Source organism: Pseudomonas sp. Z4-7 (genome assembly GCF_051131965.1).
Lineage (GTDB): Bacteria > Pseudomonadota > Gammaproteobacteria > Pseudomonadales > Pseudomonadaceae > Aquipseudomonas.
The window spans coordinates 6,045,920-6,070,079 of record NZ_CP071642.1 but is presented as its reverse complement, the minus strand read 5'-3'; the positions used below and the strand labels follow the sequence as shown (position 1 = coordinate 6,070,079).

Below are 24,160 nucleotides of genomic sequence, written 5' to 3'. Positions count from 1 at the left end.
TCCGTCTTGTATATATCGTTCTCATTTATCTCCTTTTCTTTGCTGTATTTTTTATCACGGTATTTCTCTGGTAATAAGTTCAGATGGCGATGGTTTGTTGTGTGCACTATCTCAACCATTCTTGTCGCGTCAGTACATATGAGCACCGTCGAGTATGGATACGAGATCATGATTCCGGCGTTAAAACCTATTCTCAAGGGAAATGATGTGGTTGGCTGGACCGCTTTCATCAGCATGTTTCTTCAAACATGCTGCGTTCCGACGCAATACGAGCCGAGGAGGTGGTTTGGACAAAAACAATAGCACTTGAATTCGGAGGCGAAAAATAATCGCCCCACTATATTGAGTGTGTCTCTAACATTTATGTCTTGACCTATTTACTTCCGTACGCATCAATACCTCTCTCTAAAACTGTAAGAGCTCAGCCAGCTCCCTCAAACCGCAATCGAAGGCAGCGGCAACCCTGTAAGCGACTCCGCACTATTGGCCTGTTCTTCCATCAGCCAATCCACGAACAGTTTGATCAGCAAACCCCGGCGCTTGCGCTGGGGCAAGACCACGTAATACCCCAACCGGGAAAGCACCGTTTCGGCGATCGGGCGACATAGCAGTCCTTGCGCCAGCAAGTTATCCACAAGGTGACGCCAACCGATGGCGACGCCTTGGCCGCCAATCGCCGCCTGGATAAGCAGGGTGTAGTTGTCGAAGCGCAGTTGGCCCGGCGCCGGTGGCGAGGTGATGCCCAGCTCGCGAAATACGCCGCTCCAGTCGAACCAGGCGCTGCTGTTGCCGCCGCGCAAATGCAGTAGCGGGAATTCCGCGAGGGCGTGAGCGGGCAGGGGTTGGGGGCGGTCCTTGAGCAGGAGAGGGCTGCATACAGGAAAGACTTCTTCGCTGAAAAGCCAACGACTTTCGCCCTGTTTGAAGCGACCGTCGCCGAAGAGCACCGCAACGTCGATATCAGTGCGCAGCATGTTGTGGTTGCGCTCGCTGGTTACCAGGCTCACATCTACCTGCGGATTTGCCGCGTGGAACCGATGCAGTCGCGGCATCAGCCAATAGGCGGCGAAAGCGAAGTCCGTCGCGACCTGCAGCACTTCATGCTGGTGCTGGGCCGTGATCGCGTTGAGCCCCGCATCGATGCTCTGCAAGCCGGCCTGGACCTGCTCGAACAGGATCGCGCCGGCCTCGGTCAGTTCGATGCCGCGATAGATGCGATCAAACAGCCGCGTACCGAGCTGCTCTTCCAGCCGTTTGATCTGTTGGCTGATGGCGGGTTGGGTCGTGCCCAGTTCGATCGCTGCCGCAGTAAAACTTTGCTGGCGAGCCGCTGATTCGAAGGCGCGGAACAGATCCAGGGACAGGTCACCCAAGGCGTCATACATAAGCTCAGCTTATCCTAGTCATTATCTTGCATGGGCTTTACCCCAACCAGCATGGGCTACATGCTCGTTCGCAGCAATATCGCATAACCGTTCACTATGGAATGCCGCGAATACATGAAGCGCAAGAACATTCTTTTCATCATGGCCGATCAGATGGCCGCGCCAATGTTGCCGATCTACGGTCCGTCGCCCATCAAGCTGCCCAACCTGTCACGCCTGGCTGACCAGGGCGTGGTATTCGATGCCGCGTACTGCAACAGCCCGCTCTGTGCGCCGTCACGCTTTACGCTGGTGAGCGGTCAGTTGCCGAGCAAGATCGGCGCCTATGACAACGCGGCGGATTTTCCGGCGGACGTTCCGACTTATGCCCATTACCTGCGCCGTCTCGGCTATCGCACGGCGTTGTCCGGCAAGATGCATTTTTGCGGGCCGGACCAATTGCACGGTTACGAAGAGCGCCTGACCAGCGACATTTATCCAGCGGACTACGGCTGGGCCGTGAACTGGGACGAGCCGGATGTGCGGCCGAGCTGGTATCACAACATGTCGTCGGTGTCGCAGGCCGGACCGTGCGTGCGCACCAATCAGCTGGATTTTGATGAAGAGGTGGTGTTCAAGGCCCAGCAGTACCTGTTCGACCACATCCGCGAGGACGGCGACCAGCCGTTTTGCCTCACCGTATCCATGACCCATCCACACGATCCGTACACGATTCCCAAGGCATTCTGGGATCTGTATGACGACAAGGACATCCCGCTGCCCTACACCCCGGACCAGACAGAGCTTGATCCACATTCCCAACGCCTGTTGAAAGTCTACGATCTGTGGGGCAAGCCGCTGCCTGTGGATAAGATCCGTGATGCTCGCCGCGCCTACTTCGGCGCGTGCAGCTACATCGACAGCAATGTCGGCAAGTTGCTGCAGACGTTGGAAGGCACCGGGTTGCTCGACGACACCATCATTGTGTTCTCTGGCGATCATGGAGACATGCTTGGCGAAAAAGGCCTCTGGTACAAAATGCACTGGTTTGAAATGGCCGCCCGCGTGCCGCTGCTGATCAGCGCCCCAGGCCAGTTTGCCAGCGGCCGCGTCAGCGCGGCGGTGTCCACTGCTGACCTGCTGCCGACCTTGGTCGAACTGGCCGGTGGCACGCTGGAGCCAGGCTTGCCGCTGGATGGACGCTCGCTGGTTCCGCATCTGCAAGGGCAGGGCGGGCACGATGAAGTCTTCGGTGAATACATGGCCGAAGGTACCGTCAGCCCGTTGATGATGATCCGTCGCGGCCCGTGGAAATTCATCTACAGCGAAGATGACCCGTGCCTGTTGTTCGACCTGCGTGATGATCCTCAGGAGGTGGCGGATCTCAGTCAGTCGCCTGAGCATCAGGCGCTGTTCAACGATTTTCTCGCCGAAGCGCGGGCCAAATGGGATATTCCAGCCATTCACCAACAGGTGCTCGCCAGCCAGCGACGCCGTCGTTTCGTTGCCCAGGCGTTGACCCTGGGCAAACTCAAGAGCTGGGATCACCAGCCGCTGGTCGATGCCAGCCAGCAATACATGCGCAACCACATCGACCTCGACGATCTGGAGCGCAAGGCCCGTTATCCACAACCCTGCCAATAGACCAATAATGTAAGGGGAAGCGCATGCAAAAGTTATCCACAGTACTGACCGCCGGGCTGTTGGCGTTGAGCAGTGTTTCGGCGTGGGCCGAGCAGAGTTGCGAGACCGTGAAGATGGCCGATCCGGGCTGGAGCGATATCGCCGCGACCAACGCCATCACTGGTTTCCTGCTTGAGGGCATGGGCTACAAGGCCAAGGTCGACACCTTGGCGGTACCGATCACGTTCGGTGGCCTGAAGGATGGCCAGGTGGATGTTTTCCTGGGTAACTGGATGCCGGCGCAGCAGGGGTTCTATGACAAGTTCGTCGCCAATGGCGATGTCACGCAATTGGCGAAGAACCTGGACGGCACCGAGTTTACCCTGGCGGTGCCGGACTACGTCTGGGACGCCGGTGTGCATAACTTCGCCGACCTGAACAAGTTCGCCGACAAGTTCGACAAGAAGATCTACGGCATCGGTTCCGGCGCCCCGGCCAACCTTTCGCTGAAAGAAATCATCAAGACCAACGATTTCGGCATGGGCGAATGGAAACTGGTGGAGTCCAGCGAGCAGGCAATGCTGGCGGAAGTCTCCCGAGCCGTGAAGAAGCAGAAATTCGTGACGTTCCTCGGCTGGACCCCACACCCGATGAACGTGCAACTGAAAATGCATTACCTCAAGGGCGGCGAGAAGTACTTTGGCGATACCGGCAGCGTGTACACGCTGACGCGCAAGGGTTATGCACAGGCCTGCCCGAACGTCGGGAAGCTGCTGACCAACCTGAGCTTCACCCAGGAAATGGAAAACAGCATCATGGCCGAAGTGGTGAACAAGAAGGTCAGCAACGCCGAAGCGGCCAAGGCCTGGATCAAGGCCAACCCGGCGGTGCTGGACAAATGGCTGGACGGCGTGAAGACGGTGGATGGCAAGGACGCGCTGGCGGCGGTCAAGGCCAAGCTCTGACAGCTGCGCCGGGCTCTTGTGGCGAGGGAGCTTGCTCCCGCTGGGCCAGTCCGACGCTTCGGGCGCAGCAGGCCGGATTTTACGGCCGCTGCGCGACCGAGCGGGAGCAAGCTCCCTCGCCACGTTGGTTCACCTGATATTCTTGTGCCAAACCCCATCTTTGAGGCTCCATGGCAATCCCCACGCGCCATTCGCTGTTTCCGTTCCTCAGCTGGCTGCCCCGGCAGACCCGCGCCAGCGTCGGCCGTGACCTGATCGTCGGCCTCAGCGGCGCGATTCTCGCGTTACCGCAGTCCATTGCCTACGCACTGATCGCCGGCCTGCCGCCGGAATACGGCTTGTACGCGGCAATCGTGCCGGTGCTGATCGCCTGCCTGTGGGGATCGTCCTGGCATTTGATCTGTGGTCCTACGGCGGCAATCTCCATTGTCCTCTACGCCACTGTCAGTCCTCTGGCCGTGCCGGCGACTCAGGACTACATCACGTTGATCCTGCTGCTGACGGTACTGGCGGGTATTTTCCAATGGCTGCTGGGATTGCTGCGTTTCGGTGCACTGGTGAATTTTGTCTCACACTCGGTCGTACTCGGCTTCACCCTGGGTGCGGCGGTAGTGATTGCGCTGGGGCAGTTGCCGAACCTGCTGGGCCTGGACCTGCCCAACGAAGCCACGGCCCTGAAGGGCGTGCTGGTGCTGGTCAGTCACATCAGCGCTGTGGATAAGCCATCGCTGCTGTTGGGATTGGCGACGCTGGTGGTCGGGATCGTGCTCAAGCGCTTGCTGCCGCGCTGGCCGAGTCTGCTGATCACCCTGGTGATCGCCAGCCTGGTGGTCTGGGCATGGCCCGGGATGTTCGGGCATGTGGCATTGGTCAGCGCCTTCGTCGGGCGCTTGCCGCCGCTTACACCGCTGCCCCTGGACCTGGAGCTGATTCTGCGTCTGCTGCCCGGTGCCGTTGCGGTGGGCATGCTCGGGCTGGTGACCAGCCTGTCCATCGCCCGCTCGTTGTCGGTCCGTTCCGGGCAACTGCTCGATGCGAATCAGGAGGTTCGGGCGCAGGGGCTTTCCAATATCGTCGGAGGATTTTTCGCCGGATCGCTGTCAGCCGGCTCCTTTACCCGTTCCGGTCTCAGCTATGAAGCGGGTGCCTGTTCGCCCCTGGCCGGAGTGTTTTCGGCGTTGTGGGTGGCGCTGTTCGCGGTTGCCGGCGCGACACTGATCGCGCACATTCCCATTCCCGCCATGGCCGGCAGTATTTTGCTGATCGCCTGGGGCCTGGTGGACCATCGGGGTATCCGGGCGCTGTACCGTGTGAGTCGTTCCGAGTTCCTGGTGATGGGGCTTACCTGCCTGGCCACGCTGCTGCTTGAACTGCAAACGGCTATCTACGCGGGCGTGTTGGCTTCGCTGTTTTTCTATCTCAAGCGCACTTCGCAACCGCGGGTGCAGCATTTCCGAGAAGGTGAGGCGGACGTCTTGCGAGTGGGCGGCTCGATCTTTTTCGGCGCCAGCCATTATTTGCAAGTGCGCCTGCAACGCATGCCCGCCCAGCAGGTGATCATCGACGCCCAGCAGATCAACTTCATCGATTACTCCGGCGTCGAAATGCTCCACCAGGAAGCCCGGCGCCTGCGCAGCCAGGGGCGCAGCCTGACTTTGCGCGGGGCAAGGCCACCGGTGGTGGAGGAATTGTTGAAGCTGGAAGGACCGGAGAAATGCCCGATCCTCTTCAGGGATTGACCGCCGCGAGCTGACGGCGCAACTCCGTCAGCACCGGGGCGGTGTCCGGACGTACGCCACGCCACAGGAAAAACGCTTCGCCCGCCTGTTCGGCGAGCATGCCCAGGCCATCCATCGCCACCGCCGCGCCGTGTTCTTCGGCCCAGCGGCAGAACGACGTCGGCTCCTTGCCATACATCATGTCGTAGCAGAATGTCCTGCCTGGCTCGATCAGACTTCCGGCGATCGGTGGTACATCGCCTGATAGGCTAGCGGATGTGGCATTGATGATCAGGTCCACTGGCTCGCGCAACCAATCGAAACCGCTGGCCGAGACCGGACCCAGGTCGGCGAACAGCTCAGCCAGCAATTCAGCTTTTTCCACCGTGCGATTGGCAATAATCAGCGATGACGGCGCCTCAGCCAACAAGGGTTCCAAGGCGCCCCGTACCGCGCCGCCGGCGCCAAGCAGCAGGATGCGCTTGTTCTTGAGGCTGAACCCGGCGTTGACGGTCAGGTCCCGAACGAGTCCGGCGCCGTCGGTGTTGTCGCCCAGCAGGCGGCCGTCGGCCTGTTTGCTCAAGGTGTTGACCGCACCGGCCCGTTGCGCCCGTTCGGTCAGGCTGTCAGCCAGGCGAAAGGCGTCCTCCTTGAACGGTACGGTGACATTTGCCCCACGCCCCTCACGGAAAAATTCCCGGGCGCAAGCGGCGAAGTCTTCCAGCGGCGCCAGCAGCGTGGTGTAGTCCAACGCTTGCCCGGTTTGCTCGGCAAACAGGCGATGGATCAACGGCGACTTGCTGTGGCCGATCGGGTTACCCATTACAACGTAGCGATCCATGGACTTTTCCCCGTTCAGGCCGTAGCCAGCCAATCGCGGTCCTGCAGGAAATAATCGGTCAGCCGCGCTTCTTCGCTGCCCGGCTCGGCTTTCCAGTCGTAGCTCCAGCGGACCTGCGGTGGCAGCGACATCAGGATCGACTCGGTACGCCCGCCCGATTGCAGGCCGAACAGGGTGCCACGGTCATAGACCAGGTTGAATTCCACGTAGCGCCCACGGCGGAACTCCTGGAATTGTCGTTGCGCGGCGGTGAACGGGTCGTGTTTGCGACGCCGCACGATAGGCAGGTAGGCATCGATGTAGGCGTCGCCGATGGCGCGCATGAAGGCGAAGCTGGTATCGAAGTCCCACTCGTTCAGGTCATCAAAAAACAGACCGCCGATGCCGCGCGGTTCGTTGCGATGCTTGATGTGGAAATAGCTGTCGCACCAGGCCTTGTAGCGCGAATAGACCTCCGGGCCGAACGGCTCGCAGGCTTGCTGGGCGACGCGGTGCCAATGCACGCAATCTTCTTCCACGCCGTAGTAAGGGGTCAGGTCGAAACCGCCGCCAAACCACCAGACCGGCTCTTCACCTTCTTTTTCGGCGATGAAAAAGCGTACGTTGGCGTGGGACGTAGGCACGTGGGGATTGTGCGGGTGGATCACCAGCGACACGCCCAGGGCCTCGAAGCCTCGCCCGGCCAGCTCCGGCCGGTGGGCGCTGGCCGAGGGTGGGAGACCGCTGCCAAAGACGTGGGAAAAGTTGACGCCGCCCTTCTCGATGACCGTACCGTTTTCAATCACCCGGGTGCGTCCGCCACCGCCGGCAGGTCGGGTCCAGGCGTCCTCGACGAAGCGAGTGCCACCGTCCTCGGTTTCCAGGGCGGCGCAGATGCGGTCTTGCAGGTCGAGCAGATAGGCTTTCACGGCCTCGGTGCGAGTAGTCATGACATCACCTTGATCAGGGCTACGCTGCGCGGCGTACAAGGGCCGCCGGCAAATGGGCGCACAGGATAACACCGCATCCGCCCACGCCACAGTTGACGGAGATCAAGCTTAGGAGTCCGATAGCAGGCTTGGTAAAAAGTCCCACGATAAGGAGAGAGCGAAGATGGCCAAACGTATCCAGTTCAGCGCCCACGGCGGCCCGGACGTGCTTGAGTACGTCGAATACCAGCCGGCCGAGCCCGGTCCGCAGCAGGTTCGCGTCAGCAACAAGGCGATCGGGCTGAACTTCATCGACACCTATTATCGCAGCGGGCTTTACCCGCCACCGGCGCTGCCATCGGGACTCGGTGCCGAGGGTGCCGGCGTGGTCGAGGCCGTCGGCGCGGACGTCACGTGCTTCAAGGTCGGTGACCGCGTGGCCTATGGCAGCGGTCCGCTGGGGGCCTACAGCGATGTGCATGTGTTGCCCGAGGCCAATCTGGTCCACTTGCCCGAATCCATCAGTTTCGAACAGGCCGCCGGTGTGATGCTCAAGGGCCTGACCGTGCAATACCTGCTGCGCCAGACTTACGAGCTCAAGGGCGGCGAAACCATCCTGTTCCATGCCGCCGCCGGTGGCGTGGGCTCGCTGGCCTGCCAGTGGGCCAAGGCCCTGGGCGTGAAGCTGATCGGCACCGTCAGCTCGGCGGAAAAAGCCGCTATTGCAAAATCCCACGGCGCCTGGGAAGTGATCGACTACAGCAAGGAAAACGTCGTACAGCGTGTACTGGAATTGACTGACGGCAATAAGGTCCCGGTGGTGTACGACGGCGTCGGCAAGGACACCTGGCTGACCTCCCTGGATTGCACGGCTCCCCGTGGCCTGGTGGTGAGCTTTGGCAATGCCTCCGGCGCGGTGGACGGTGTGAACCTGGGGATCCTCTCGGCCAAGGGCTCGCTGTACGTCACCCGCCCGACTCTGGCGACCTACGCCAATAACGCGGAAAACCTCCAGCACATGGCCGATGAGCTATTCGCCATGATCGCCAGCGGCAAGCTTACCGTGGATATCAACCAGCGTTATCCGCTGGCGGAAGCGGCCAAGGCCCATACCGAGTTGTCGGCGCGGCGCACGACGGGGTCGACCATCCTCCTGCCTTGATCTAGAGGTCGCTAAAGAACCTGTGGGAGCGAGCCTGCTCGCGAAGGCGTCAAGTCAGCCAACATCAATGTTGACTGATACACCGCTTTCGCGAGCAGGCTCGCTCCCACAGTTGATTGTGCGCTGATAAAAAATCAGTCCGGGCGCACTACCTTGCCGGTCGCCAGGTCACGGATCACGCTCGGGTTTCGACGCCCGCCCAGGTTGCCGCCCAGCACCAGGTCGATCTGTCCGCGGAAATACTGCTCCACGCGGATCCGCGTCCGCGCCGCCGGGCGCCCCTGGGGGTTGGCCGAGGTGGAGACAAGCGGGCCGACCAGCGAACACAGGTCGCGCACGATCGGATGATCGCTGACCCGTAGCGCGACGGTGTCGTGCACGCCGGTGATCCATTCCGGCAACAGGTTCTGGTGCGGGACCAGCCAGGTGTTCGGCCCAGGCCAAGTGCTGGCCATGCGATCCATCCAGGTCTCGGGGAAGTCCTCGAACAAGAAATCGAACTGGTGGATATTGTCGGCCACCAGTATCAATCCCTTGTCGGGCAGTCGGGACTTGATCGCCAACAGGCGCTCCACCGCATCTTCGTTCCACGGGTCGCAACCCAGGCCCCAGACCGCTTCGGTTGGATAGGCAATCACCGCCCCGGCGCGAATTTCTCGCGCGGCTTGTTGCACACGCCAACTGTTGACCATGAAAGATTCTCCGCAACGCAAATAAGGCTGTGCGCAGTTTACCGATCTTCCCCATAAAACCTAGCGAGCAAACCAGCGTCCATGCTCGCACGCCGCCCTTCCGTCCATTTCCAGGTCGGTCAGTGCCGCCAGGACCTTGGACAAGCCCCAGCCGCTGGCATCGGCCAGTGCTTCGCTGGTCTGCGGCGCGGCGTGTAGCAGGCGCAACAGCGGATGCGTCACGGGCACAGGCTCGGCGGTGAAGGGTAAGCGTTGCCAACCGCGTAGCGCTTCGAGGATGTGCTCCACGGTTTCCACCAGCGCCGCGCCGTCACGGATCAGTTGATGGCAGCCCCGGGCGCCGGGATGGTGAATCGACCCCGGAATGGCATACACCTCACGACCCTGTTCCGCCGCCAGGCGCGCGGTGATCAGCGAGCCACTGGCGACGCTGGCCTCGACCACCAGCACGCCAAGGGACAACCCGCTGATAATCCGATTGCGGCGCGGGAAGTTGCTGGCGTGGGGTGGCGCGTCCAGGGGGAACTCCGACAGTACCGCGCTGCCCTGGGCGATCATCGCTTCTGCCAGCCGACGATTGCGCTGTGGATAAAAATTTTCCAGGCCCGTGCCCAGCACACCGATGGTCTGCCCGCCGACATCCAGCGCAGCCTGATGCGCGGCCGCGTCGATACCCAAGGCCAGACCGCTGGTGATGACAAATCCAGCTCCGGCCAGGCTCCGGGAAAATGCCGCCGCGGTGTCCATGCCGGGACGCGAGGCGCGACGACTGCCGACCATTGCCAGTTGCGGCTTTTCCAGAATCGAGGTGTCGCCGGCAACGAACAGAAGCGGCGGCGCGTCGCAGATCTGCGCCAGCAACGCCGGGTAGTCGGGCTGGTCCCACATCAATAGACAGTGGGCCGAACCCTCTAGCCAGGCCAGCGCGCGGGCCGCGCCGTCACGAATTTCCGGCGCACGTCGGGCCTCGGCGCACTGCGCCGGCAACCCCAGCGCTCGCCATGCGCTGGCCGGGGCGCTGATGGCTTTGGAGGCCGAGCCGAAGGCTTCCATTAGGGTCATGAAACGTTTGGGTCCCAGTTCCGGCAAGCGATGCAAGCGCAGACGGGCCTCCAGTTCCGCGGGCGGAACCGCAGCGGATTCAGGCAATGGCATGTGATCAATCCTTGATCGTCATAAGGCCCGTACAAACGGGAACAAGTTGTGGATAACTCTGTTGGTAACTTGTGAGACCCGTTACGGATTGCGCACCTTGTCGAGGATTGCCAGCGAGCGCGAGGCGTACAGCACCAGGCCATAACTGAGCTTGTCGTAGGTGCGGAACACCATCAGCAGGCCGGCGCGTTCGTCGGGAATCTTCACCGGGGCGCCGGTGATGCGGTCGCGCACTGTTTCACCGGTCTTCATGACCGCCAGAACGTTGCCTTCGGCCAATCCGTCACGGCGCCCCTTGTTCAGGGTGACCACGTCCATCGCGCCGATCTGGGTCACGCCCCGGGGCACATCGAGGATCAACCCGTTGATGTCCGATTTTGGCGCGCTGGGCATGAAGGTTGAGTTGATCGAGCGTTCTTCGCCGCTGAACAGCCGATCGCCCAGGCGCACCTCCTGCGTGGTGCGCTGCAGGGCCAGGGTGGTGACGTCGCCTTCGGTGGCGACGATCTCGCCGCTGCCGATGTCGTCGGCATTGATCCCGAGAAATTCCTTGGTCTCGGGGTCGGTGTAGACCTTGCCTTGGCGGAAGATGCCGTAGGCCGACTGGCTCGCATCGAAGGTGCCGCGGGCGAAGATCCGGTCGCCGGTGCCGCTGAGCACTCGTTCGGCATCGCCTGCGACGACGTAGGGCGCCTTGTTGAAATCCTCCGCCGTGTCGACGATGCGGTTGCTCAGCAGGAAGCTGTTGATCGCCTGGAGCGGGATGCTCGGAATGGCGTCTGCCACCGGTGAGCTGCGGACTCGCGGCGACAGCTTGATGGTGCCGCGCGAGGCCCCGCGATTGAGGGTCAGCCGTGGCTGGCCGTTGACGTAGATCAGCGACAGGGTGTCGCCGGGGTAGATCAGGTGCGGGTTTTCAATCTGCGGGTTGGCCTGCCACAGCTCGGGCCATTTCCAGGGTTCGCGCAGGTATTTACCGGAAATGTCCCACAGCGTATCCCCTGGAACCACTGTGTATTGCTGCGGAAAACCTTCCCGAAGTTGCACTTGCCCGTGCGCGATACCGGCCGAGGCCAGGAGCAGCAGGGCGAGTAGTGATTTCCTCATGCGGTGAATCCCTTTATTATGTGCGTTCGCGTAAAACGCCAGAGCCCCCGTGGCTCGCTCCGATTCAAGAGCAACGTTTTACAACGGTAGCCTGCATTCCAAGACACGCCAGGCCAGCCACCCGACCTTACTTCACACGTGCATTTATCAAGCTTATGGCCATTTTGAACATTCTCGAATTTCCGGACCCGCGCCTGCGCACCATCGCCAAACCGGTGGCCGTAGTGGACGACGAAGTGCGCCAGTTGGTCGATGACATGTTTGAAACAATGTATGAGGCGCCCGGCATCGGCCTCGCCGCGACCCAGGTCAACGTGCACAAGCGCATCGTTGTAATGGACCTCTCCGAAGACCGCAGCGAGCCGCGGGTGTTCATCAACCCCGAGTTCGAAACCCTGACCGACGAGATGGAGCAGTACCAGGAAGGCTGCCTTTCGGTGCCGGGCTTCTATGAAAACGTCGACCGTCCGCAGAAGGTCAGGATCAAGGCCCTGGACCGTGACGGCCAACCTTACGAGCTGATCGCCGAAGGCCTGCTGGCGGTGTGTATCCAGCACGAATGCGACCACCTCAACGGCAAGCTGTTCGTCGATTACCTGTCTAATCTCAAGCGTGACCGGATCAAGAAAAAACTGGAAAAGATTCATCGCCAGAACGCTTGATGCCCTTCTTCAAAGGCTTGCCGCGGCAAGCCTTTTTCTTTTTGCGATTGCTTTGTAATTGAGAGCTTCCCATGACTGAGCCACTGCGCATCGTCTTTGCCGGCACCCCCGAATTTGCCGCTGAACACCTCAAGGCCCTGCTGGCCAGCCCTCATGAAATCGTCGCGGTCTATACCCAGCCGGATCGCCCTGCCGGTCGTGGGCAGAAACTGATGCCCAGCCCGGTCAAGCAACTGGCTCTGGAGAATGGCCTGCAAGTGTTGCAGCCGCCGACCCTGCGCGATGCGCAAGCCCAGGCCGAACTGGCCGCGCTGAAGCCGGACTTGATGGTGGTGGTCGCCTACGGCTTGATCCTGCCGCAAGTGGTGCTGGATATCCCGCGCCTGGGCTGCATCAACAGCCACGCTTCGCTGCTGCCGCGCTGGCGCGGTGCGGCGCCGATCCAGCGCGCCGTGCAGGCCGGCGATGCCGAGAGCGGCGTGACCGTGATGCGCATGGAGGCCGGACTGGACACGGGGCCGATGCTGCTCAAGGTGAACACGCCTATCGGCGCTGAAGACACGGGCGGCAGCCTGCATGATCGCCTCGCGCTGATCGGCCCGCCGGCCGTGGTCGAGGCCATCGCGGGCCTGGCCGCCGGCACGCTGGAAGGCGAAGTGCAGGATGACAGCCTCGCCACGTACGCGCACAAATTGAACAAGGACGAAGCCCGCATCGACTGGAGCCGTCCGGCCGTCGAACTGGAGCGCCTGGTGCGCGCCTTCAACCCTTGGCCGGTCTGCCACAGCACGTTGAACGGCGAAGCCGTGAAAGTCCTGGCCGCCAGCTGCGCCGAAGGGAAGGGCGCACCGGGTGAAATTCTCAGCGCCAGCAAAGACGGCCTCATCGTCGCCTGTGGCGCTCAGGCGCTGTGCCTGACCCGACTGCAATTGCCCGGCGGCAAGGCGCTGGGCTTCAGCGATCTGTTCAACAGCCGCCGTGAGAAGTTCGCCGTCGGCACCGTCCTCGGCCAAGCGGCGGACGCTTCATGAATCCGCGTCTGGCCGCCGCCAAGGCACTCGCCGCCGTCCTCGGCGGCAAGGCTTCGCTCAACAGTTCCCTGCCGACCCAACTGGACAAAGTCGAAGACCGTGATCGCGGTTTCACCCAGGACCTGGCGTTCGGCACCGCCCGCTGGCAACCACGGTTGTCGGCCCTGGCGGCCAAGCTGCTGCAGAAGCCGTTCAAGGCGGCCGATTCCGACGTCGAGGCGCTGCTGCTGGTGGGGCTCTACCAATTGCTCTACACCCGCGTTCCAGCCCACGCCGCTATCGGCGAAACCGTGGGTTGCGCCGACAAACTGAAAAAGCCCTGGGCCAAGGCGCTGCTCAATGCCGTGCTGCGCCGCGCACAACGGGAAAGCGAAACCCTGCTGGCGGAACTGGAGCATGACCCGGTGGTGCGCACTGCTCATCCGCGCTGGCTGCAGAAATCCCTGAAAGCCTTCTGGCCTGATCAGTGGGAAGCCATCTGCGCGGCCAACAATGCCCATCCGCCGATGATCCTGCGGGTCAACCGCCGTCATCACACCCGTGATGCGTATCTGGCCTTGCTGGGCGAAGCCGGCATCCCGGCCATCCCGTGCCAATACAGCCGCGACGGCATCGTCCTGGAAACCCCGGGCGACGTCCGTGCCCTGCCAGGTTTCGCCGACGGCTGGATCAGCGTCCAGGACGAAGCCGCGCAGCTGGCCGCCGACTTGCTGGAACTGGCGCCGGGCCAACGGGTGCTGGACGCCTGTTGTGCCCCGGGCGGCAAGACCTGCCACATCCTTGAGGCCGAGCCGAAACTGGCCGGTGTGGTGGCGGTGGACCTGGAAGCCAAGCGCCTGGTGCGGGTGAAGGAAAACCTCGCGCGCCTGGGCCTGGATGCCGAGCTGTTCGCCGCCGATGGCCGCGACACCGCCGCCTGGTGGGACGGCAAGCCTTTCCAGCGCATCCTGCTGGACGCGCCTTGCTCGGCCACTGGCGTCATCCGTCGCCATCCGGACATCAAGCTCACCCGTCAGGCGGACGACATCGCCCCATTGGCGCAACTGCAAGGGGAGCTGCTCGACGCCCTGTGGCTGACCCTCGAGGTCGGCGGCATGCTGCTGTACGCCACATGCTCGACCTTGCCGACCGAGAACACCGACGTGATCGAAGCATTCCTCGCCCGCACGCCGGGAGCGAGAGAGTTGGACATCGCCACCCAGGCCGGTATCAAACAGCCCCATGGCCGCCAGTTGCTGGCCCAGGAGGGCGGGCATGACGGGTTCTATTACGCCAAGTTGATCAAGATCGCCGCCGCACGCGGTTAAACCGATTCGATAGGAGTGGCTGGATGAAAATCATCATCCTCGGTGCAGGGCAAGTCGGCGGTTCGCTGGCGGAACATCTGGCCAGCGAGGCCAACGACATCACCGTGGTCGACACCGACGGCGAGCGCCTGCGCGACCTCGGCGACCGTCTCGACATCCGCACCGTGCAAGGGCGTGGCTCCTTGCCCACCGTGCTGCGCCAGGCGGGTGCCGACGACGCCGACATGCTGGTGGCCGTGACCAACAGCGACGAAACCAATATGGTCGCCTGCCAGGTCGCCCACACGCTGTTCCACACCCCGACCAAAATCGCCCGGGTGCGTGAAGCGGCCTACCTGACTCGTGCCGACCTGTTCGACAACGAAGCGATTCCGGTGGACGTGCTGATTAGCCCCGAGCAGGTGGTGACCAACTACATCAAGCGCCTGATCGAGCATCCCGGTGCCTTGCAGGTGATCGACTTCGCCGAGGGCAAGGCCCAACTGGTGGCGGTCAAGGCCTACTACGGCGGGCCGCTGGTGGGCCAGCAACTGCGTCAGTTGCGCGAACACATGCCGAATGTGGAAACCCGGGTCGCGGCGATTTTCCGCCGTGACCGACCGATCCTGCCCCAGGGCGACACAGTGATTGAAGCGGACGACGAAGTCTTTTTCATCGCCGCCAAGGCGAATATTCGCGCAGTCATGAGCGAAATGCGCCGTCTCGACGAGAACTACAAACGCATCGTCATCGCCGGCGGCGGGCAGATCGGCGAGCGCCTGGCCGAAGCCATCGAAAGCCGTTACCAGGTCAAGATCATCGAGATGAACCCGGCGCGCTGCCGCTACCTCTCGGACACCCTCGACAGCACCGTGGTGCTGCAAGGCAGTGCCTCGGATCGCGACCTGCTGCTGGAAGAAAACATCGCCGACGCCGACATCTTCCTCGCCCTGACCAACGACGACGAAGCCAACATCATGTCCTCGCTGCTCGCCAAACGCCTGGGTGCGAAGAAGGTCATGACCATCATCAACAACCCGGCCTACGTCGACCTGATCCAGGGCGGCGACATCGACATCGCCATCAGCCCGCAACTGGCAACCATCGGCACCTTGCTCGCCCACGTGCGCCGCGGCGACATCGTCAGCGTGCACTCCCTGCGCCGCGGCGCGGCCGAAGCCATCGAGGCGATCGCCCATGGCGATGCCAAGTCGAGCAAAGTGATCGGCAAAGCCATCCGCGACATCGGCCTACCGCCCGGTACCACCATCGGCGCGATCATCCGCGACGAACAGGTACTGATCGCCCACGACGTCACCACCATCCAGACCGGCGACCATGTGATCCTGTTCCTGGTGGACAAGAAGCACATTCGTGATGTCGAGAAGCTGTTCCATGTGGGGTTGAGCTTTTTCTGAGCCAGGCTGTGCAGTGGCAGTCATGGCCTCATCGCGAGCAAGCTCGCTCCCACAGGGGGCCATGTCGTTCACAACGTCTGTGAACACTGGAGATCCTCTGTGGGAGCGAGCCTGCTCGCGAAAGCTATCCAGCAGCCAACCGCTCAACCCCTGACACAACCGATAAGGTCGCCCCCATGCTCGACTCCCTCGAAAAAATGCTCGCCAAGGGCATGGACAACTCCCTTCTCCGCTTCGGCCTCGGCAAAGGCTACCTCGACCTAGGCGAATTCCCCCGCGCCGCCGAACACCTCCAACGCTGCGTCGAATTCGACCCCAAGTATTCGGCTGCCTGGAAACTGCTGGGCAAGGCCCACCAAGGCCAGGGCGATGTAGCGGCGGCCCGCCAAGCCTGGGAACAAGGCCTGCAAGCCGCCCGAGCCCATGGTGACAAACAGGCGGAAAAGGAAATGACTGTGTTCCTCAAGAAACTGGATCGATAGGAGCGGCCACCATCACTTCTCGTACAGCCTTCGACTGGAGAGCATCCCTGATCCCGCCGCTATCGCTGCAATCGCAAAGAGCCCGACATCGATGCTGCCAATGAACGACGGCAACACAAATATCACCAAAAAACCCAAGCAAACCAGGGCTATCCCCAGTCGCACCCTGAGCACGTAGCGTCTCACACAAACATGCAGCAGGAGGATTCCCAAACCGGCCAGTACATACTGACTATTGAGACTCATAGCTTATGTTTCCTCGGGACTGAATGATGATGGACGAAGTTGAGCGCTGTGGCCCGATACCGCCGCTGACTTGAGCACCCAGGCTGACGATTACATCGCCGGTGTGATAGGTCGGTAACAGGCCCTTGGCCCACCTTCGGCCTAAGTAGCCTGCTGCTGGTGCGACAACTTTGCCAATGCCTGGCACTTGACCAGCCACCCCCGTAAAAATCCCAGTGGTCATGGTGAGAAGATCCGTGCGTTGCTCATTGAGCAAATCCCCCTGGCTGCGAGTCAGGGGATTGGAAATTCCGACGTTCATGACACAAGGCAAATCCCTGGCGAGCATCTTGTCATAGAGCTCCACCAGCAATCGGATGACTTCAAAGTTGGCCGCTTTCGCCTCGCGAAAATACAGCGTTCTGAGCCCGCCTCTGTCTGCGGGCATGACGGTGAAACGGCTTACGCAGAAATTGATTCCGTGATGGGTGGTGAACTGATACTTTTCGAATTCCATTCTTCAATCCTTGATGAATTCACAAGGCCTTGAGTTTCACTCAGAAATGGAGATTTACATAATGGACGACTCCGGTTTAGGCGGGTTGTTTGTCATTTAAAGTTTCCGCAAAGGAGTTCGATCCGGTTGTCCTACAGATAATTCTCAAGAGCCTCGCTTTGTGGCAGCGGCATAGAGTTAATTTGAATCCAATGCGCTCGGCTCGCATATGTATGCCAATGAAATCCTGCCTACTTACCATGCTGGCGGCGTACTGGTCAGCATCGAGGTGCAGGTCAATCGCTGTATTGGCCCGCACCGTAGCTTCACGACTGTTTCCACGGAGGGAAGAAAACCCGACGCAAAACGTCGGGTTATTCCGTTGAAATTAAATCCTACCGCCGCGGCTCCACGTTATCCAACACCCGATTCGCCAACAACGAACTTAACTCAATCAACTGCTGAATCCCCAGCGCCACATGACGCCGTGTCCCATCCAGATCAAACGCCAGATCACTCACCATCGCATCAGCCGAAGCCAACGTCTCGCTGAGGTTGGCGAGCAGGCATTCGTTATCGAGGCCTTTCACGACGGTGTATAGCTGCCCCGGTTTGAGGTCCTCTTGGGATTCTTCCGGTTTCGGTTCGGTGGTTTCGTCTTGTTGCTTGGCTTTGGATTTTGCGGAGGTAGAGGTGGAACCTGCCTCTGGCTGGTTCGGAGTTTCTTTGAACATGCTCACGTTTCCTTTGTTAGTAGCCGCTACCGTCTCGCTACTAAACGAAAGGGAGGCAACTGTGCGCAAGTTAGTAGACCGGTAGGAAAACGGAAAACCCGGCGCGCCCGAAGGCGCCATGCGCACAGCCACCATCGAGTGCAGGCAATGCCCGACTGATGAGACTCATGCGACCGTATCCTTAACCGGGCTACTAAACCCGACCACTGATGGGCAGTGGCAGGACGACAATAGAACCCAGGAACAAGGCGCACAAGCCGGCGGATTCTGGCGTAGTTGTAGGCAAAGGCGCAAGGATGCGTAGCTAGATGGACGTTGTAGGCGGGGGCTGTAGGAGAGAAGTGTTTTGGCGATGCAGGTGGGTTGTTTTGCTCAGTCCAGCAGTACGAAATGATTTGAATCCAACCCCCCCGTTTCAGAGAATTGTCCCCTTACCCCAAAAAGGATACGGGCGATGAAGTTCGAAGGGACTTTCCAATACATGGGCAATCACGGGATCGTCTTCAACGTCTCGCAGATCACCCTCACCGACAGCGAACGTGGGCGCTTGCGCGAGCTGCATTTTGGCGAGGCAAAACACGCTCACTATGAAGTCAACAGCAAGGTCGTCGAGGTATACGACAAGATGCAGGCCAAGGGTCTGCCTTGCATGATGATGATCGGCATCTCCAAGCCGCTGACCCGACAACAGGGCGATGCCCACAACGCCCAGCGCACCACGATCGCTACCCTTGCAGCCGCGGCATTCGCTTCCGCCGCCAAGGCCGTAGCCTCCCTTACATGGCGGCATCTGTAGGGGTGGCTGTGCGCACGTATACCAATCAAATTCTACCCACCTACCATGCGGGCGACGTACTGGTCAGCATCGAGGCGCAGGTCAACGGCGGCATCGGCCCGCAACGCACCCTCTCGACATTGATCATCAAGGCCTGACCGGAGACGTACATGTCCGAACTTACACAATTGGTCATCGCCTTGGTGGTGTCCTTTCTGCTTGATCGATTCCTCAAGCCCTATCTGCTACGCAAGTGGCTAGGCGTGGCGTTGGTGGCGGCGGGTGCGGTTGGCTGCTTTGTGGCGGGTCAGAACCGCTTGTTGGGGTTTGATCTGGGGTTGCTGGCGGTTTTTGCCGTGGCGATAGGGATGGGATTGTTCTCGAAGCGGCGGCGGTTTGAGGAGGTTGGCTGAGTGGAAAAAGGGGCGGATCTCACATCCGAAAAGATCTGGGGCACCTGTTGAATGCTAGCGATGTAGCCCTTGCCGCAGGAGAGCTTCTGACTTGGATAGGCAATGAAGTGCTTTTTTCCAGAAACCGTCTTGCTTCCAAAATGAATACATGAACTAATTGTCCCGAGTCCCGGGATCTGGGACAGATAGTTCGAGGTAGGCATGAAAGGTCAAGACATTGGCGTACTCCTCAAATTAATTTGTCTGCAACGACACGAATTGCACGGGAAGGCTATGGCTGCCTGGCCGCATGACTGGAAAGACTGGAAGAGCCTTGAAGAGGATCCTTTGGGAGCAACGGAAGAGGAGCTGGATCCGGATGTCGGAATCATCAGCCTTTCACGCTATACGGCCCGCTCTCTGGAGATGCAGACTGGCATCAGCAAGACTCAGATAAACCGCTCGCTCAAACACTGTATGGACATTGGTCTGGCCAGGAACGACCGCAAGCTAAATGTTCCCAGGGTCAATACTAAAGCGCTGCTGGAGTTCATCGTTTACGGTGTGAAATATGTTTTTCCTGTTCGACCCAGCGAACTGACTCGTGGCATTTCGACCAGCTTTGCCGCCCCTGTGCTGGCCAATCAGCTTCTCAGCGCTGGAGAGCACCCGCTGGTCTGGTCATACGCACGCGGCAACACCATGGGCATGAAGGTTGAACCGCTGTTCAAGACAGCGCCCGACGCGGCGAGAAGGGATCCGGAAATGTACGCGCTACTCGCCTTGGTCGACGCAGTACGCCTCGGCCAGCCACGCGAAAGCAATCTGGCAGCAAAAAACCTGCAAGAGCGCTTGGAGTTTCGATGACGGTATTCAATGTCCTGCGAGACATGCTTAAAGAGGTTGCCAAGGCCCTTGGGCCCGATATGTGCCAGCAGATGACCTTTGTTGGTGGTTGTACCACCGGTCTGCTGTTGACCGATGACTTCACCCGCGAGCAGGTCCGAAGTACGGAAGACATCGATCTGATCGTGCATGTTATGGGGGCGATAGGCTTCGTCCGCCTACAAGAACAGCTTTCCCTGCGAGGCTTTCGGCTCAGCCCGAACGACGAGGGGGATGACCTACCGATCTGCGCTATGAAGCTGGGCGAGTTGCGCGTCGATTTCATGCCGGACGACGACACCCTCGGATTCAGCAATCGTTGGTACAAAGACGCCATGGCCACTGCAACGCCATACGAGCTGGATGCGGAAACCACCATCAATCTGGTCAGCCCCGTCTACTTTGTAGCAACCAAACTGGAGGCTTGGAAAGGCCGTGGCCGTGGCGATGCGCTAACCAGCCGAGACATTGAGGACATTCTCCACTTGGTCGACGGGCGCTCCGAGTTGTTGGGCGAAATTCAGAGCGCCAAGGTGGAGGTCAGCACTTACATAAGCCACGAAGTCGCCAAGCTGTTGGACGATAACAATTTCGAGTATGCGGTAAGCGCCCAATCTAGAGGCGATTCAGATCGCGAAAATTTGTTGTTCGAACGTCTGGAGTCACTGGCCGGAGTCCGTCCTTGACGCAAATTGACTGGAGCAGCCGCCAAGGATGGCGGAGACAAAGCAACAATGATGCCGCCGCTGTCGGTCAAAAAGGTCACTTCCTGCTGGCAATGCTGGTGGATGCAGCCGAGAGAGGTGAGGGTCAGGCCCTGGCGCGACACTGGGCCCAAATCATTGTCAGAAACGCACTTGTCGCCAACGAGCCGCCGAGTACGGCCAGCCTGCTCGATGTGATGCGCGTCGAACAGCATAAGCTGCGCCATCAGCACCTGCATGCCGTCGCCAGCTACTGCTGCGCGCTTATCGACCTGCGGTTGCAGCACCTGTATCTCCTGCACGTGGGAGATTGCCGGGCCGGCATCCGCCAGAGCAGCGGTCATATCGATTGGCTGACCCGTCCGCATGATCTGAGCCAGCAGCCCATTTGGCCTTCCTCATACGCGGAGGCTTTGCAGTACCGCCATATGCTGACCCGCTCTTTGAATGCAAAGCGCTTCTACGTTCCGGAATGCCAGAATATCCCCTTTCCCGCGGATGCCAGTCTGGTCCTTTGCAGCGATGGTTACTGGTACGAACATCAACAATTGGGTGTTGCTCTGCAAAAAGTAGAGGACGACACGAGTATCCTGGCTTTGCAGCCGAACAAACCTGCTCGCGCCCCAACGAACAGCGAAGGGCTTTTCGTCATTTCGGTATGAGCGAATCGATTAACCCGACTTGATAGGCATCAGATAATCGCTTTTGGGCCGGTTTTGGCTTCTAGCAACGAGCAGCTTCTGGTCGTCCCCCCCCCGAACCACCCCTCAGCTCCCCTCATTGTTGCAACTGGCCGCATGCTTGAGATATGTCAGCGCTTTCCGCTCACCCATCGAATCAAGATAAGCGATTTGCGCATTCACCAACCCGCAGGTCTGGCCACTGTCTTCCGTCAGCGAGATCACCTTATCGACGTCCAGGTGCGTGCCGTAGGAATAGCTTTCGCCGGCCGCTTTGTCCTGGGCCAAGGCGGGTAATGCGCCGGCGCTCAGGGCCGTGATCAGGCAAGCAGTAGCGATGGTCTTCAGGTTCATGGTCGTTTCCCTTCAATGAGTTGATGGCGCTCATTAAAAGCCCGTGCGGTATCTCGGCTGTGTCGAAAAATGCCGTGGTTGGATGCGTACGTATCTGAGGTGAATTGCGATACAGATCGATACAATCGCCACTGTTTTTGCTTGGCTCTGGCTTGATCCAGGGCTGGATAAGCTGAACGCACGGTGCGTCGCCAACCGGCAACACGGCATCGTCACACTGCGCAATCGATGCGCGCATTTCGGAGAGCAGGGCATGGAACATGTCGATCACGTATTGATCGTGGATGATGATCGGGAAATCAGGGAGCTGGTCGGCAACTACCTGGTGAAGAATGGCCTGCGCACCACCGTGGTCGCGGATGGTCGCCAGATGCGGGCCTTTCTCGAAGCCAATCAGGTCGACCTGATCGTGCTCGACATCATGATGCCGGGAGATGACGGGCTGCTGTTGTGTCGGGAGCTGCGCGCCGGCAAGCATAAGGCGACGCCGGTGCTGATGCTGACGGCGCGCAGCGACGAGACCGATCGCATCATTGGCCTGGAAATGGGCGCCGATGACTATCTGGCCAAACCCTTCGCGGCCCGGGAACTGCTTGCGCGCATCAACGCGGTGCTGCGGCGCACTCGCATGCTGCCGCCCAACTTTGTCGTGACCGAAAGCGGCCGGATGCTCAAGTTCGGCCGGTGGCGCCTCGACACCACCGCCCGCCATCTGCTCGATGAAGACGACACGCTGGTCTCGCTGAGCGGCGCCGAGTACCGGCTGCTGCGGGTCTTTCTCGATCATCCGCAGCGGGTATTGAGTCGCGACCAGTTGCTCAACCTGACGCAGGGCCGTGACGCCGACATTTTCGACCGTTCCATTGACCTGCTGGTCAGCCGCGTGCGCCAGCGCTTGTTGGATGACGCACGCGAACCGCTTTACTTGAAGACGGTGCGCAACGAAGGGTACGTCTTCACCTTTGCGGTCGAAATGCTTGAGGAGCAGGCATGAAACTCGCGTTGCAATGGCCTCGCACGCTGGCCTCGCGGCTGTGGCTGGTGTTCCTGGTCGGCTTGATACTGGCCCAGGCCCTGACATTCGCAGCCCAGTACTACGAACGCTACGAAAGCACCAAGACGGCGATGTTGGGCAACTTCGAGCACGACACGGCGACGTCCATCGCCATCCTCGACCGTCTGCCTGCCGATGAGCGCCTGGCATGGACCAAACGCCTGCAGCGTCGCAACTATGACTATTTGCTGCGGGAGCATGATCCCGGCATTCCGCTCACTTCCAACGATCTCGCGGCGACGGCGGCGCAATCCCTGCAAGTCTCGCTGGGCCGCAACTATGACCTGACCTTTGTCGAAATCCCCGGTCCACGCCAGCATTTCCAAGCCCAGGTGCGATTGGCTGACGGCAGCCCGGTAACCATCGATGTGCGTCCCTCGGTCAGGCCGTTGTCGCCCTGGTTGCCCTTTGCCCTGGTCGGTCAGTTGCTGTTGATGATCGGCTGCACCTGGCTTGCCGTGCGGATCGCGATACGCCCGCTCAGTCGACTGGCCGAGGCGGTCGAGAACCTCGACCCGAACGCCCATCCCGTGCCGTTGGACGAAACCGGTCCACGGGAAGTGGCCTACGCCGCCCGGGCCTTCAACAGCATGCAGGCGCGCATTGCCGCTTACTTGAAAGAGCGCATGCAGTTGTTGGCGGCCATTTCCCATGACTTGCAGACGCCCATCACGCGCATGAAGCTGCGCGCCGAGTTCATGGACGACTCGATAGAGAAAGACAAACTGGGCAACGATCTGGACGAAATCGAGCACCTGGTGCGCGAGGGTGTCGCTTATGCGCGCAGTGTCCATGGTGCGACGGAGACCAGTTGCCGCATCAGCCTGGATTCTTTTCTCGACAGCCTGGTGTGCGACTACCAGGACACCGGTCGGGAGGTCAGTCTGCGCGGCCAGAACGGCGCGATCATCGAGACAAGGCCCCATGCCCTGCGGCGTGTTCTGGTGAATCTGGTGGATAACGCGCTGAAGTACGCCGGCACCGCCGAGGTGGAAATCGGCGGCAATGCGAGCACCGGCGTTTCGATCAGTGTGCTTGACCGAGGGCCGGGCATTCCCGAGGAAATCCTGGCAGAGGTGGTCAAGCCGTTCTACCGGGTGGAAAGCTCACGCAACCGCAGCTCTGGCGGCACCGGCCTGGGGCTTGCCATCGCTCAACAGTTGACCGTCGCGATTGGTGGCTCACTGAGCCTGCGCAACCGCGACGGCGGTGGTCTTTGCGTGACCCTCGACTTCGGCGTCGATCAGTAGGCCGAGCCGGCTGCACGTCACGTGCAGCCTTTTTACGACTCATTCGAATGCATTTGTAAGCCACTGTATCCAGCGCATCTACAGACTCAAAAGAACGCATAACGACCGGGTGTCGAACATTTCCGGTATACACGCCGCTGCAAGAATGCTCCCCATCAAGTCGCCATCGGATCCCCGGTGGCGAGCCATGACCTAAG

The 24,160-nt window shown here is 60.5% G+C and carries 26 protein-coding genes; 17 read left to right on the top strand and 9 right to left on the bottom strand.

Annotated elements, in window-relative coordinates:
- Nucleotides 1-434 precede the first annotated feature (434 nt).
- Nucleotides 435-1,385 (bottom strand): choline sulfate utilization transcriptional regulator, encoded by a 951-nt coding sequence (locus J3P91_RS27445; RefSeq protein WP_434602315.1) that lies wholly within the window; start codon nucleotides 1,383-1,385, stop codon nucleotides 435-437.
- 114 nt (nucleotides 1,386-1,499) lie between these two features.
- Between J3P91_RS27445 and betC the strand changes: the two genes are divergently transcribed.
- The 3 genes from betC (at nucleotide 1,500) to J3P91_RS27430 (ending at nucleotide 5,691) form a co-directional block, all read left to right on the top strand.
- Complete coding sequence (gene betC, locus J3P91_RS27440) at nucleotides 1,500-3,008, top strand: choline-sulfatase (protein WP_434602314.1); 1,509 nt, start codon at nucleotides 1,500-1,502, stop codon at nucleotides 3,006-3,008.
- 23 nt (nucleotides 3,009-3,031) lie between these two features.
- The gene (choX, locus tag J3P91_RS27435) at nucleotides 3,032-3,952 is read left to right on the top strand and encodes a choline ABC transporter substrate-binding protein (RefSeq protein ID WP_305497797.1); all 921 of its coding nucleotides are present in this window, start codon (nucleotides 3,032-3,034) and stop codon (nucleotides 3,950-3,952) included.
- Between the two features lie 170 nt (nucleotides 3,953-4,122).
- Nucleotides 4,123-5,691, top strand: a complete 1,569-nt coding sequence (locus J3P91_RS27430; RefSeq protein WP_434602313.1) for a SulP family inorganic anion transporter — start codon at nucleotides 4,123-4,125, stop codon at nucleotides 5,689-5,691.
- On the opposite strand, the gene aroE is transcribed toward J3P91_RS27430, so the two are convergent.
- The gene (gene aroE, locus J3P91_RS27425; RefSeq protein ID WP_434570787.1) at nucleotides 5,681-6,511 is read right to left on the bottom strand and encodes a shikimate dehydrogenase; all 831 of its coding nucleotides are present in this window, start codon (nucleotides 6,509-6,511) and stop codon (nucleotides 5,681-5,683) included. The two genes, J3P91_RS27430 and aroE, sit on opposite strands and share 11 nt — an antisense overlap.
- A 14-nt stretch (nucleotides 6,512-6,525) precedes the next feature.
- Nucleotides 6,526-7,440 carry an oxygen-dependent coproporphyrinogen oxidase gene (gene hemF / locus J3P91_RS27420; protein WP_434570789.1) on the bottom strand — a complete coding sequence of 305 codons (915 nt, stop codon included), beginning with the start codon at nucleotides 7,438-7,440 and terminating at the stop codon, nucleotides 6,526-6,528.
- Nucleotides 7,441-7,603: 163 nt separating this feature from the next.
- Here hemF and J3P91_RS27415 point away from each other — a divergent pair, with 163 nt between their 5' ends.
- A complete protein-coding gene (locus J3P91_RS27415; RefSeq protein WP_434602312.1) occupies nucleotides 7,604-8,581 on the top strand; it encodes an NADPH:quinone reductase in 978 nt (325 codons plus the stop codon).
- Between the two features lie 134 nt (nucleotides 8,582-8,715).
- Here the strand turns inward: J3P91_RS27415 and J3P91_RS27410 are convergent, their stop codons facing one another.
- The 3 genes from J3P91_RS27410 to J3P91_RS27400 all read right to left on the bottom strand — a co-directional run bounded on the left by J3P91_RS27410 (nucleotide 8,716) and on the right by J3P91_RS27400 (nucleotide 11,535).
- Nucleotides 8,716-9,273 carry an L-threonylcarbamoyladenylate synthase gene (locus J3P91_RS27410; protein WP_305497800.1) on the bottom strand — a complete coding sequence of 186 codons (558 nt, stop codon included), beginning with the start codon at nucleotides 9,271-9,273 and terminating at the stop codon, nucleotides 8,716-8,718.
- 60 nt (nucleotides 9,274-9,333) lie between these two features.
- Nucleotides 9,334-10,428, bottom strand: coding sequence for a DNA-processing protein DprA (dprA, locus tag J3P91_RS27405; RefSeq protein WP_434602311.1), 1,095 nt, complete (start codon nucleotides 10,426-10,428; stop codon nucleotides 9,334-9,336).
- An 81-nt stretch (nucleotides 10,429-10,509) separates the two neighbouring features.
- Complete coding sequence (locus J3P91_RS27400; RefSeq protein WP_434602310.1) at nucleotides 10,510-11,535, bottom strand: LysM peptidoglycan-binding domain-containing protein; 1,026 nt, start codon at nucleotides 11,533-11,535, stop codon at nucleotides 10,510-10,512.
- A gap of 155 nt (nucleotides 11,536-11,690) precedes the next feature.
- Here J3P91_RS27400 and def point away from each other — a divergent pair, with 155 nt between their 5' ends.
- The 5 genes from def (at nucleotide 11,691) to J3P91_RS27375 (ending at nucleotide 16,414) form a co-directional block, all read left to right on the top strand.
- On the top strand, nucleotides 11,691-12,197 hold the full coding sequence (def, locus tag J3P91_RS27395; protein WP_434570796.1) for a peptide deformylase: 507 nt from the start codon (nucleotides 11,691-11,693) through the stop codon (nucleotides 12,195-12,197).
- A 71-nt stretch (nucleotides 12,198-12,268) separates the two neighbouring features.
- Nucleotides 12,269-13,228, top strand: coding sequence for a methionyl-tRNA formyltransferase (gene fmt, locus J3P91_RS27390; RefSeq protein WP_434602309.1), 960 nt, complete (start codon nucleotides 12,269-12,271; stop codon nucleotides 13,226-13,228).
- Nucleotides 13,225-14,535, top strand: coding sequence for a 16S rRNA (cytosine(967)-C(5))-methyltransferase RsmB (gene rsmB / locus J3P91_RS27385; protein ID WP_434602308.1), 1,311 nt, complete (start codon nucleotides 13,225-13,227; stop codon nucleotides 14,533-14,535). The genes fmt and rsmB overlap by 4 nt, the downstream gene beginning before the upstream one ends.
- A gap of 23 nt (nucleotides 14,536-14,558) precedes the next feature.
- The gene (gene trkA / locus J3P91_RS27380; RefSeq protein WP_305497805.1) at nucleotides 14,559-15,932 is read left to right on the top strand and encodes a Trk system potassium transporter TrkA; all 1,374 of its coding nucleotides are present in this window, start codon (nucleotides 14,559-14,561) and stop codon (nucleotides 15,930-15,932) included.
- A gap of 176 nt (nucleotides 15,933-16,108) precedes the next feature.
- Nucleotides 16,109-16,414 (top strand): tetratricopeptide repeat protein, encoded by a 306-nt coding sequence (locus tag J3P91_RS27375; RefSeq protein ID WP_434602307.1) that lies wholly within the window; start codon nucleotides 16,109-16,111, stop codon nucleotides 16,412-16,414.
- A gap of 232 nt (nucleotides 16,415-16,646) precedes the next feature.
- Here the strand turns inward: J3P91_RS27375 and J3P91_RS27370 are convergent, their stop codons facing one another.
- Entirely contained in the window at nucleotides 16,647-17,156 is a 510-nt protein-coding gene (locus J3P91_RS27370) for a hypothetical protein (protein WP_434602306.1), read from the bottom strand.
- Nucleotides 17,157-17,530: 374 nt separating this feature from the next.
- A complete protein-coding gene (locus tag J3P91_RS27365) occupies nucleotides 17,531-17,869 on the bottom strand; it encodes a DUF6124 family protein (protein WP_434602305.1) in 339 nt (112 codons plus the stop codon).
- Between the two features lie 454 nt (nucleotides 17,870-18,323).
- Between J3P91_RS27365 and J3P91_RS27360 the strand changes: the two genes are divergently transcribed.
- The 6 genes from J3P91_RS27360 to J3P91_RS27335 all read left to right on the top strand — a co-directional run bounded on the left by J3P91_RS27360 (nucleotide 18,324) and on the right by J3P91_RS27335 (nucleotide 21,287).
- Entirely contained in the window at nucleotides 18,324-18,665 is a 342-nt protein-coding gene (locus J3P91_RS27360; protein ID WP_434602304.1) for a hypothetical protein, read from the top strand.
- 8 nt (nucleotides 18,666-18,673) lie between these two features.
- Complete coding sequence (locus J3P91_RS27355) at nucleotides 18,674-18,802, top strand: hypothetical protein (protein WP_434602303.1); 129 nt, start codon at nucleotides 18,674-18,676, stop codon at nucleotides 18,800-18,802.
- A gap of 12 nt (nucleotides 18,803-18,814) precedes the next feature.
- The gene (locus J3P91_RS27350) at nucleotides 18,815-19,057 is read left to right on the top strand and encodes a hypothetical protein (protein WP_434602302.1); all 243 of its coding nucleotides are present in this window, start codon (nucleotides 18,815-18,817) and stop codon (nucleotides 19,055-19,057) included.
- Nucleotides 19,058-19,258: 201 nt separating this feature from the next.
- A complete protein-coding gene (locus J3P91_RS27345; protein ID WP_434602301.1) occupies nucleotides 19,259-19,903 on the top strand; it encodes a hypothetical protein in 645 nt (214 codons plus the stop codon).
- Nucleotides 19,900-20,607 (top strand): hypothetical protein, encoded by a 708-nt coding sequence (locus J3P91_RS27340; protein WP_434602300.1) that lies wholly within the window; start codon nucleotides 19,900-19,902, stop codon nucleotides 20,605-20,607. Before J3P91_RS27345 ends, J3P91_RS27340 begins: the two co-directional genes overlap by 4 nt.
- Complete coding sequence (locus J3P91_RS27335; RefSeq protein WP_434602299.1) at nucleotides 20,604-21,287, top strand: hypothetical protein; 684 nt, start codon at nucleotides 20,604-20,606, stop codon at nucleotides 21,285-21,287. Before J3P91_RS27340 ends, J3P91_RS27335 begins: the two co-directional genes overlap by 4 nt.
- A gap of 105 nt (nucleotides 21,288-21,392) precedes the next feature.
- Here J3P91_RS27335 and J3P91_RS27330 read toward each other — a convergent pair whose 3' ends face one another.
- Nucleotides 21,393-21,659, bottom strand: coding sequence for a DUF2790 domain-containing protein (locus tag J3P91_RS27330; protein WP_434602298.1), 267 nt, complete (start codon nucleotides 21,657-21,659; stop codon nucleotides 21,393-21,395).
- Nucleotides 21,660-21,912: 253 nt separating this feature from the next.
- Between J3P91_RS27330 and J3P91_RS27325 the strand changes: the two genes are divergently transcribed.
- Complete coding sequence (locus J3P91_RS27325; RefSeq protein ID WP_186710633.1) at nucleotides 21,913-22,653, top strand: response regulator; 741 nt, start codon at nucleotides 21,913-21,915, stop codon at nucleotides 22,651-22,653.
- On the top strand, nucleotides 22,650-23,963 hold the full coding sequence (locus J3P91_RS27320) for an ATP-binding protein (protein WP_434602297.1): 1,314 nt from the start codon (nucleotides 22,650-22,652) through the stop codon (nucleotides 23,961-23,963). Before J3P91_RS27325 ends, J3P91_RS27320 begins: the two co-directional genes overlap by 4 nt.
- Nucleotides 23,964-24,160 lie beyond the last annotated feature (197 nt).